Here is an 8,735-nt window from a genome sequence, read left to right on the forward strand (position 1 = left end):
TTCTCCTGGTCAGCGGCCGGTCGCGTTGTACGCGGTCGCGAGGGTCTTGGCGATGGTCTGCAGGCCGGACAGGCGCTTGCCGAGCGCGTCCTGCAGGTTCTCGGCGTGGTGGAGCTTCGCCTTCGCCTCGTTCAGCTCCCGGAACTTCGGCAGGCACGCGAGGATCGCCTCGGCGCGGCGGTCGCTGTAGGTCGCGCGAGAGGACGAGAGCTTGGCCGTCTCGAGCGCCCGGGAGTACTCGGCCTCGGCGTCGTACCGGCCGCGCTGCAGGGCGTCGATGACGCCGACGGCGTGCTCGAGCCGTTCCCCGATCGCGCGGATCGTGTACTCGAGCTCGACGGGGGACGCAGGCTCGTAGGTGACGAGCTCGCCGGTGGCGAGGTTCGCGATCTCGCTCATGCGCGGCCCTCCTGCCGGAGGACGTCGGCCTCGGCCTGCGCGAGCCAGTCGGCGTCGGACAGGCCAGCCGGCGAAGCAGGAGCGACGTCCGGGGCGGGCGCCTCGGCAGCGGCCTCCGGCTCCGGGTCGACGACTGTCTCGTCGGGCCGTGTCGGCTCGCCGAGCATGCCGTGACGGGTCATCGCCGCCGTGCGTACGGCGTCCGTCCGCTCGCCCGCGTCGTCCGCGGCGTCGAGGAGATCTTCGACCTCCTCGTGCGTGGTCGCGGCGGCGATCTCCGCCGACCAGTCCCGTGAGGGGCCGGCTATCTCGATGTGCTGCTCCGGCGCCGCGGCGATCTCGTCCGACGTGTAAAGCCCGGAGAGGTCCATCGGGAACGCCTTGCGGAGGGCGAGCGCCTCGGCGCACTTCGCGAGCTGCCCGGCGCCCTGCTTCGCCCACATCTCGGTCGGGGTGCCGTCGCGCTTCGTCTGGACGTAGGCACCCCACTCGGCGACGCCGACCGCGGGGCGGTCCCATTCGTAGCGGTAGACACGCACGCGCGCGGCGAGCGGGTGGCCGCCGTGGAGCTTCGGGATGAACGCGTCGACCCACTCGCCGGAGTCGGTCATCCACTCGGCGGCGTCCTGGCCGGCGTAGTTCTCGGACCGGTCGGCGACGAGCCGAAATCCGTCGATGCCGGTCTGCACGGCCCACTCGACGCGGCCCTTCGACAGGCGGCCGATGCACCAGATCTGGTTCGACAGCGGGTTGAGGCCGGACTGCCGGGACAGAGCGAGGAACTTCTCGACGACGGCTCGGGGCGCGGGTTCGCGCTGCCCCTGGCGGTCGCCGTAGGTGTGGGTGAAGACGAGGCCGGCGGCGTCGGCGATCGCCTTCTCGGCGGGCGTCCACGTCGTGACGTCGCCGTTCGCCGGGAGGGTGGTGACCTCGGTGGTCATGCGGCTCTCCGTTCGTAGGTCAGCGCGACGCGAAGCCGCGCGAGGAGGTCAGTGGCGATGGGGAGGATGAGGGCGAGCGCCTCGACGACCTTCGGGTGGTCCCGGCGGACGACGAGCCGGCGGGGGATGCCGTGCAGGCCCTCGCGGAGGTCCCACTCGCCGTCCGGCGTCCGGACGAGCTCGACCCACAGGAACTCGATCTCGTCGGCCTCGGGGAGGACGTGGAACTGCCACGCGAGCTGCCGCCACTCCTCCCGCTCCGGACCGTCCGTGATGCGGCCGAGGCGGGCCTTGCACTCGGCGAGGGTGAGACGGCCGTTCGGGTTCACGCGGAGCCCGTCAGGGGTCGCGGCGTGGCCGGGTTCGTCGGGGGAGTGGATCAGCGCGCTGTTCTGCGGGATACCCGCGTAGGCGAGCATCAGCGGCTCCCAGCGGTGCCCCTCCTCCGTGTAGGCGTTGCCGGTGAACGACTTTTCGGCGAGCTTCGACGCGAGGTACTTGTCGACGCTCGTCGGCTTGGCGAGCTTCTTCGCGTCGTACGCGCCGATCACCTGACGGCGGGCGCCGAGCCACAGGTCGCGGTCGTGGCCGTCGACGATGATGCGGTCCTGCCAGGTCATGCGAGGTCCAGCCGTTCCGCGATCTCGGCGGCGAGCACGAGGTACTGCTTCCGCACGGCCTCGGTGGCCGCACGGCGTGCCTTCCGCAGCTCCTCCGGGCTGTCGATGCTCGTCGCGGGGATCTCCGGGGCGCGGAAGACCTCCGGGCCTTCCTCGTTGAACAGCGCGATGAGGTTCGCGGTTCGCTGCTCCTCGGCGAGGGCGATCGTCGCGAGAGCCTGAGCCTTCGCGATGGACTGGTTGGCGTCGAAGTCGTGGCCCCGGAGCTGGTGCTGTCGGGCTTCCTCGAGGGCGGCGCGTGCTTCGGCGGCGCTCATGCGACGACCGTCCCGTCCTCGATCGTGAAGCCGACCGACCGGGACTCGTCGACGCGGGAGATCCACACCTGGTACGACTTCTCCGCGGCGAGCTGCTCGACGATCGCGAGCGAGTCGGAGTCGAGGGACTCACCGCCGTCGATGCGCATCACGCGGATCGTCGGGTCGCCGGCCATCGCGAGGGCGGTCGAGACACGCACCTGCTCGGCGGTGGACGCCTGCGAGAACGGGATGCCGTTGAGGGTGACCCCGTCGGCGTCGAACCCGAGCCCGGGGACGGGCAGCTTCGCGGCGGCGATGCCGTCGGCCTTCTGCCGGTCGATCTCTTCGAGGCGGAGCGTGTGCTGCGCCTGCTCCTGCTTCCGGTCGGACAGCTCGGCGGCGACGGCCGCCCGGTCGCGCTGCTGCCGAACGCGCGCGTTGACGTGGTCGATCTCGCCGAGCTGGTCGAGGTAGGGCTGCGCGTCCTCCCGCTCGCCGAGCGCCCGAGCAGCGGACACCGTCTCGGTGGCACGGGCGGTCGCGGCGTCGAGCGCGCTCTGCGCGGCGGCGAGGGCGTCGGCGGCGCGCTGCTGGTCGGCGTGCGCCTGCCGGGCGGTGTCGATCGCCGCGTCGATCGCGCGGTTCCGGCGCGACACCTCGTCGACCTTCGCGACGAGGTCCGCGGCGGACACCTCCTCAGCGGGGACCGACGGGTCCGGCGCCGGGTAGCTGCCGAGCTGTCCCTCGAGACGGGTGACGGCTCGCCCGACCTCGGTGCGGCGGTCGTAGACGCCCTTCCGCTCGGCGTCGAGCTTGACGGGGTCGAAGCCGAGTGAGTCGCCCAGGGCGTCGATGAGGGTCGCGAGCTGCTTCTTCGCGTCCATGCGGGTGAAGGCGAGCGGGTCGAGGGTGATCGTGCCGAGCATCCCGTCGAGGAGCTTCTGCGGCGACGAGAACCGTGCGTGGTCGGCGGACTCGACCGTGAGGGTGCCGGCGTCGTCTTTCGTCCACCGGCGGGTCGCGACGTAGGAGACGTTCCCGTGCTCGTCGCCGATCTCGAGGCGGGCGACGGCGGTGTCCTGCCCGTCCCGGATCGGCTGCACCGTCTCGCGGGCTGCGGCGCCGCCCTTGAGCACGGCGTAGATCGCGTCGAGGACGGACGTCTTGCCCTGAGCGTTCCGGCCGCCGATGAGGACGACGTCGCCGTCGGGCTTGATCTCGACTGCGGTGAGGCGCTTGTAGTTCTCGACGACGAGGTTGAGGACCCGCAGCGGGGCGGGGTTGGTGGTGGTCATGGTTCTCCTTGAGGGGATGGCTGATGACGCGCTCCCAGGGCGGGGCGCGGTGATGAGGTAGGGGACCGAGCGCGGGGGTGCTGCTCAGATCAGTCGCAGGGGTCCGTCTCGTCGTGCTCGGTGGCGCGGGCGATGGTCTTGCCGGCGAGCTCGTCGTCGAGGTCGTCGTCACGTCGGTGAGCAGCGCAGGCGCACATCACGCCGTGACCGGTCATCGGTCGCCTCGAGGGGCGACCGACCAGCGCCAGTACGCGGCGAGAGAGGACAGAGCCAGCACGAGCACGAGGAACGTGGCTCCGTCGATGGTCGGGGGGCCGAACAGGCCGCGGGGGATCGCGACGGCGAAGGCGCACGCCATGAGGACCAGAGCGGTCTTCACGAGGACACCGCCTCTCCGAGCAGCATCGGGAGCAGGTCGGAGCTCCCGCGTCGCTCCGCAGCCGCGACGGTCGCAGCAGTCTGTTCCGCGGTGGGGACGAAGTCGACGACGTATGGCTCGCAGGGGAAGTACGCGCCGTACATGTCGCCCGGGAGCCGGCCGCTCATGCTGCGACCGCCGCCGTCTCGGGGCTGCTGATGGGGGCGAGGATCTCGCCGAGGGGGACCTCCAACGCCTGGGCAATGCTCACGAGCTCATCGATCGTGAACGCAGACTGTGCGTTGAGGCGTCGCGACATGGTCGCGATGGGGATGCCGGTTCCTTCGGTCAGCCAGGAACGAGTCAGACGCTTGCGGGCCAGGATTGCCAGCACCTCGTCTGCCACCGTCCGGGATGCCGCTGTCGTGGTTGCCATATGGAAAGCCTGCCACTGTGGTTTTCATATGGCAACCCAGAAACGACCTCTTGCGGACAACTTTCCAAAACTGGTAGGTTCCTGCTCATGCCAGCAAGTGCGCGCCCCGAGCCGTCCGACCTCACCAAGGAGGTCGCCGCGATCATCAAGGGCCTCATGGTCCGCCGGGGAGTCGAGCAGCAGAAGCTCGCCGCTGCCGTCGGTGTCTCGCCCGCGCAGATGTCGAGGATGCTCGCTGGCGGGAAGCACTGGGACATCGACCAGCTGTTCCGTGCGACCGCGTTCCTCGGTGCTGACTTCCAGGCCGTCGTGCTCGACGCCGAGCAGACTGTCGCGGCGCGCACTGATGTCAGCCCTGTCGCCCAGGATGACACCGCGGCTGACGAGGACATCGACGTCGACCTCGACACCGAGCACCTCAGCCGCAGTGACGTGGCCCTCGCCGCCCAGCGAGGCCGCCGCAAGACCGACCAGCCGCACGCGGAGTAACCACCGCGAACCAGGGGGACCGATTGAAGGAACTGCTCCACCGTGCCGCCTCCCTGGGCGTGCGCGTCGTCCTGACCCACCTTCCGGACGGGCTGCTCGGCGGCTACAGCCCCGTGGAAGACCGGGTCTACCTCGACCTCGGCCTCACGCCTTGCGAGCGGCGATCCACGCTCGCTCACGAGCTGGGCCACGTCTACTACGGCCACACCTGCGACCTCGGCCCGCACAGCCCGCTCGAGCGCCAGGCAGACACGTACGCGGCGACCCTTCTCGTCGATCCCGAGGAGTACGCCGAGCTCGAACAGATCAGCCCGGATGTCCACTACATCGCCGAGGAGCTCAACGTGACCCCGAAGATCGTCCACGACTTCCGGCGCTACGTCCTGCAGCGCCTCGGGGAGCGCACCTACGCCGGCCGCCGCCGAGTCCTCGTCTGATGGCCCGCCCACCGCTCGTCCTCGGCACCTGGGGCAACATCAGCGCGACCGGCAAGGGCACTGACTGGACCGCGTCGGCCAGGTTTCGCGACTTCGACGGCGTGACCCGGCAGGTCCGCCGCACCGGAGCGAGCCGGCAGAAGGCGAAGGACGCGCTCGTCGAGCACCTCCGCGACCGCGTTCGCCTGCACGGTGCCGACCTGAACGGCGAAGCCCGCGTCTCGATCCTCGCCGACCGCTGGTACGACACGCTCCTCGGCAAGCGAGCGAACGGGACCCTCGACGTCTACCGCCGGACGATCAAGAACCACGTCCGGCCGGCGCTCGGCGAGCTTCGAGTGCGCGAGGTCACCGTGCCCGTCGTCGACCGGCACCTCGTCGCCGTCGAGGAGAACGTCGGCAAGGCGACGGCCGCGCTCTGCCGCGTCGTGCTCATGGGCATGTTCTCGCTCGCCGTTCGCCACGGCGCCGCAGCGATGAACCCCGTGCGCGAGACCGAGAACGTCACGAGTACCCCCGGCCTGATCCACACCATCAGCCGCGAGGAGGTCGTCCTGCTCCGCGCCCACCTGCAGGAGTGGGACGCGAGCAAGGACCGCGGTGGACGCCAGCGGCTCACCGACCTCGCCGACGTGTTCGACATGCTCATCGCGACCGGCGTCCGCACCGGGGAGGTGCTCGCCCTCCGCTGGCAGGACGTCGACCTCCGCTCCGAGGTGAAGACCGTGACGATCACCGGCACCGCCGTGCACGTCCGCGGCGAGGGCCTGCAGCGTCAGCCGAAGCCGAAGACCGCCGCCGGGTTCCGTACGCTCGCGCTCCCGCCGTTCGCCGTACGGATGCTCGTCCGCCGAACCGCCGAAGCGACGACCGAGTGGGTGTTCCCCTCCGCCGTCGGCACGCTCCGCTCCCCGAACAACATGCGCACCCAGTGGCGCACCTTCCGCGAGGCGCTCGAGTACCCCGACTGGCTCGTTCCGTACACGTGCCGGAAGACCGTCGCGACGATGATCCGCAACGGCCAGGATCTCGACGCCGCAGCGCAGCAGCTCGGCCACGGCGACACCCGCTGGACCCGTGACCACTACACCGGGCACATCCACGTCGGACCGGACGTCCGGGACCTCCTCGACCAGTTCGGCACCGATTAGCGGTGCGTTTCCGTGCCCGGGACGACGAAAAGGCCCCAAACTGCCGAAGCAATTTGGGGCCTGATCTGGGATTTCTGAGCCGACAGTCGGACTCGAACCGACAACCCCCGTATTACAAGTACGGTGCGCTACCAATTGCGCCATGCCGGCTGACGCGCCCATCCTAGCGGCGAGCGCGCCGGGGGCTCATTCGCTCTGCTCGGCGAAGTTCAGCGAGAGCGAGTTCATGCAGTAGCGGTCACCGGTGGGGGTGCCGAAGCCGTCGGGGAACACGTGCCCGAGGTGCGAGCCGCAGTTCGCGCAGCGGACCTCGGTGCGGACCATGCCGAGCGACTTGTCCTCGATGAGTTGGACCGCCTCGGGCCGCACGGACTCGTAGAACGACGGCCAGCCGCAGCCGGAGTCGAACTTCGTGCCGCTCTGGAACAGCTCCGCGCCGCACGCTGCACACGTGTAGATGCCGGCGCGCTCCTCGTCGAGCAGCTCGCCCGTCCACGGACGCTCGGTCCCGGCCTGCCGGAGCACGGCGTACTGGTCCGGGGAGAGCTCCTCGCGCCACTGGGCGTCGGACTTGTCGACGTTGTACGCCATTGCTTCCTCCTGCTTCCGGTCGGGACTCGATGGTGATGCCCGACCCCTTCAGTAAACTCGCGACGATGTCCGAGCATTCCGTCCGCCACGCCCGCTGGACCCGCCTGACGACGGACGAACTGTACGGCATCGTGCGGCTGCGGAACCGCGTCTTCGCGCTCGAGCAGCGGGTCACCGCCGACGACTTCGACGGCCGTGACCGCGAACCCGACACCGAGCACTGGTGGTTCGGAGCGGACGACGATCCGGTCGGGTACCTCCGCCTGGTCCGACCAGCACCCGACGAGGAGCACCCGGCGGGCTCGGCGCCGCCGGCCTGGGTCGTCGGCCGGGTCGCCACCCACCCGGACCACCGCGGACAGGGGATCGCCGGCCGCCTGGTCGCCGCCGTCCTCGACGAACACGGGCACGAGCCGTTCGTCCTGCACGCCCAGGAGTACGTCGCGGGCCTCTACGAACGCCACGGCTTCGTCCGGTTCGGTGCGCCGTACGACGAGGCCGGCATCCGCCACGTCGGCATGCACCGCCCGTGACTGGCACGCGCGAGCGCTACGCCGCCTACGCGGAGCGCATCACCCCGGTCTCGCCGTCGTACGCAGCCTGGGCGCGGTCGGTCGACGACGACCTGGTCGCACTCCTGGACACGCTGCCGGAGCAGCAGCGGCAGCCGGAGCTCGTGTTCGCGGTCGCGCGGCGGCTCGGCGCGGACCCGTCGGACCCCGGGTCGCTGCGTGCGCTCGGACGGGAGGCCCGCCCCGCGCTGGTCACGGCCCTCACCACCGCCACGGTGCAGGCCAACGACCCGCGGCGGCTCGGTCCCGTCGTCCCGGTCCTGCAGGCGCTCGCCGCGGCATCGGCGCGGGCCGACGACCCGCGGCCCCTCGGACTCGTCGACGCCGGGGCCGCCGCCGGACTCTGCTCGATCCCGGACCGGGTCACGCTCGACCACGTCGTCGCGGGGTCGCCCGACGCCGGTCGCGCCCCCTCGCGGGCGCTGCACCCCGGTGCCCGGGGGCGCGACGTCCGCCCCGGGGTGCGGTCCGACCGCGTCCGGGTGCACACCGCCGTCGCCGAGCCGTCGGTGCACCTGACGGTCGAGGCCAGCGGGACGCTCCCCGAGCCGTCCGGCACCCCGATCCGGATCGGGGCGCGGGTCGCCCTCGACCCGAACCCGATCGACCTCGCCGAGCCGGGGGCGTTCGACCGCCTGGTGGAGGCCGTCCCACCCGAGGCGACGGACCGCACCACCCTGATGCGCGAGGCCGCGAGGGCGACGCTCGCCGTGCCTCCCGTCCGGATCCGGGGAACGCTGCCCGGTGACCTCGACCGCGCACTGGACGCGCTGCCGGACGGCGTCCGACCGGTGGTGCTCACCACCGGGACCCTCGTCTACGTGCCGGGACCCGACCGGCAGCGCGTGGTCGACCGCCTGCGGGAGCGGGGCGTGCACTGGGTCGCCCTCGAGCGCACCGGGATCCTGCGCGGGGTGGCCGCGACGCTGCCGGACGACGTCGACCCGGCGGACCCGGACGCGTTCGCGACGGTCTCGCTCGACGGTGTGGCGCTGGCCGTCTGCGACCCGTTCGGCGTGCGCGTCCGGTGGTTCCGGCGACCGGGAGCCTGAACCGGGTCTCGCGACAGTCCAGCCGCGTACCAGGGTCGGGCCGCCGGGCACCCCTACGATGTCCACGACCCGTGACCGAACCGTGACCGGAAGTG

General features: G+C 71.4%; 15 protein-coding genes and 1 tRNA gene. 5 read left to right on the forward strand and 11 right to left on the reverse strand.

What is annotated here, in order from left to right:
- Nucleotides 1-9: 9 nt before the first annotated feature.
- The 9 genes from ACIPEQ_RS13505 to ACIPEQ_RS13545 all read right to left on the reverse strand — a co-directional run bounded on the left by ACIPEQ_RS13505 (nucleotide 10) and on the right by ACIPEQ_RS13545 (nucleotide 4,348).
- Entirely contained in the window at nucleotides 10-399 is a 390-nt protein-coding gene (locus ACIPEQ_RS13505; protein WP_402715562.1) for a hypothetical protein, read from the reverse strand.
- Complete coding sequence (locus tag ACIPEQ_RS13510) at nucleotides 396-1,340, reverse strand: RecT family recombinase (protein WP_402715563.1); 945 nt, start codon at nucleotides 1,338-1,340, stop codon at nucleotides 396-398. The genes ACIPEQ_RS13505 and ACIPEQ_RS13510 overlap by 4 nt, the downstream gene beginning before the upstream one ends.
- Nucleotides 1,337-1,960 carry a hypothetical protein gene (locus tag ACIPEQ_RS13515; RefSeq protein ID WP_402715564.1) on the reverse strand — a complete coding sequence of 208 codons (624 nt, stop codon included), beginning with the start codon at nucleotides 1,958-1,960 and terminating at the stop codon, nucleotides 1,337-1,339. The genes ACIPEQ_RS13510 and ACIPEQ_RS13515 overlap by 4 nt, the downstream gene beginning before the upstream one ends.
- The gene (locus ACIPEQ_RS13520) at nucleotides 1,957-2,277 is read right to left on the reverse strand and encodes a hypothetical protein (RefSeq protein WP_402715565.1); all 321 of its coding nucleotides are present in this window, start codon (nucleotides 2,275-2,277) and stop codon (nucleotides 1,957-1,959) included. The genes ACIPEQ_RS13515 and ACIPEQ_RS13520 overlap by 4 nt, the downstream gene beginning before the upstream one ends.
- The gene (locus ACIPEQ_RS13525; protein ID WP_402715566.1) at nucleotides 2,274-3,554 is read right to left on the reverse strand and encodes an AAA family ATPase; all 1,281 of its coding nucleotides are present in this window, start codon (nucleotides 3,552-3,554) and stop codon (nucleotides 2,274-2,276) included. Before ACIPEQ_RS13525 ends, ACIPEQ_RS13520 begins: the two co-directional genes overlap by 4 nt.
- Before the next feature lie 89 nt (nucleotides 3,555-3,643).
- Entirely contained in the window at nucleotides 3,644-3,769 is a 126-nt protein-coding gene (locus tag ACIPEQ_RS13530) for a hypothetical protein (protein ID WP_402715567.1), read from the reverse strand.
- Nucleotides 3,766-3,933 (reverse strand): hypothetical protein, encoded by a 168-nt coding sequence (locus ACIPEQ_RS13535; RefSeq protein WP_402715568.1) that lies wholly within the window; start codon nucleotides 3,931-3,933, stop codon nucleotides 3,766-3,768. Before ACIPEQ_RS13535 ends, ACIPEQ_RS13530 begins: the two co-directional genes overlap by 4 nt.
- Complete coding sequence (locus ACIPEQ_RS13540) at nucleotides 3,930-4,100, reverse strand: hypothetical protein (protein WP_402715569.1); 171 nt, start codon at nucleotides 4,098-4,100, stop codon at nucleotides 3,930-3,932. The genes ACIPEQ_RS13535 and ACIPEQ_RS13540 overlap by 4 nt, the downstream gene beginning before the upstream one ends.
- Nucleotides 4,097-4,348, reverse strand: a complete 252-nt coding sequence (locus tag ACIPEQ_RS13545; RefSeq protein WP_402715570.1) for a helix-turn-helix domain-containing protein — start codon at nucleotides 4,346-4,348, stop codon at nucleotides 4,097-4,099. The genes ACIPEQ_RS13540 and ACIPEQ_RS13545 overlap by 4 nt, the downstream gene beginning before the upstream one ends.
- Before the next feature lie 87 nt (nucleotides 4,349-4,435).
- On the opposite strand from ACIPEQ_RS13545, the gene ACIPEQ_RS13550 reads away from it, so the two are divergent.
- The 3 genes from ACIPEQ_RS13550 to ACIPEQ_RS13560 are packed head-to-tail and all read left to right on the forward strand — an operon-like array spanning nucleotide 4,436 to nucleotide 6,425.
- The gene (locus ACIPEQ_RS13550; RefSeq protein ID WP_402715571.1) at nucleotides 4,436-4,837 is read left to right on the forward strand and encodes a helix-turn-helix domain-containing protein; all 402 of its coding nucleotides are present in this window, start codon (nucleotides 4,436-4,438) and stop codon (nucleotides 4,835-4,837) included.
- Between the two features lie 23 nt (nucleotides 4,838-4,860).
- A complete protein-coding gene (locus tag ACIPEQ_RS13555) occupies nucleotides 4,861-5,274 on the forward strand; it encodes an ImmA/IrrE family metallo-endopeptidase (RefSeq protein WP_402715572.1) in 414 nt (137 codons plus the stop codon).
- Nucleotides 5,274-6,425, forward strand: a complete 1,152-nt coding sequence (locus ACIPEQ_RS13560; RefSeq protein ID WP_402715573.1) for a tyrosine-type recombinase/integrase — start codon at nucleotides 5,274-5,276, stop codon at nucleotides 6,423-6,425. The genes ACIPEQ_RS13555 and ACIPEQ_RS13560 overlap by 1 nt, the downstream gene beginning before the upstream one ends.
- 77 nt (nucleotides 6,426-6,502) lie before the next feature.
- Here ACIPEQ_RS13560 and ACIPEQ_RS13565 read toward each other — a convergent pair.
- Both ACIPEQ_RS13565 and msrB read right to left on the reverse strand, forming a co-directional pair.
- Nucleotides 6,503-6,575 (reverse strand) — tRNA-Thr (locus ACIPEQ_RS13565).
- Between the two features lie 36 nt (nucleotides 6,576-6,611).
- Complete coding sequence (msrB, locus tag ACIPEQ_RS13570; RefSeq protein ID WP_126892672.1) at nucleotides 6,612-7,016, reverse strand: peptide-methionine (R)-S-oxide reductase MsrB; 405 nt, start codon at nucleotides 7,014-7,016, stop codon at nucleotides 6,612-6,614.
- 65 nt (nucleotides 7,017-7,081) lie between these two features.
- Here msrB and ACIPEQ_RS13575 point away from each other — a divergent pair, with 65 nt between their 5' ends.
- Nucleotides 7,082-7,549, forward strand: a complete 468-nt coding sequence (locus ACIPEQ_RS13575) for a GNAT family N-acetyltransferase (protein ID WP_402715574.1) — start codon at nucleotides 7,082-7,084, stop codon at nucleotides 7,547-7,549.
- Nucleotides 7,546-8,640, forward strand: a complete 1,095-nt coding sequence (locus ACIPEQ_RS13580; RefSeq protein WP_402715575.1) for a DUF2332 family protein — start codon at nucleotides 7,546-7,548, stop codon at nucleotides 8,638-8,640. The genes ACIPEQ_RS13575 and ACIPEQ_RS13580 overlap by 4 nt, the downstream gene beginning before the upstream one ends.
- The last annotated feature ends 95 nt before the right edge of the window (nucleotides 8,641-8,735 follow it).

Origin of the sequence: Curtobacterium sp. NPDC087080, from assembly GCF_044745105.1 — a bacterium.
Lineage (GTDB): Bacteria > Actinomycetota > Actinomycetes > Actinomycetales > Microbacteriaceae > Curtobacterium.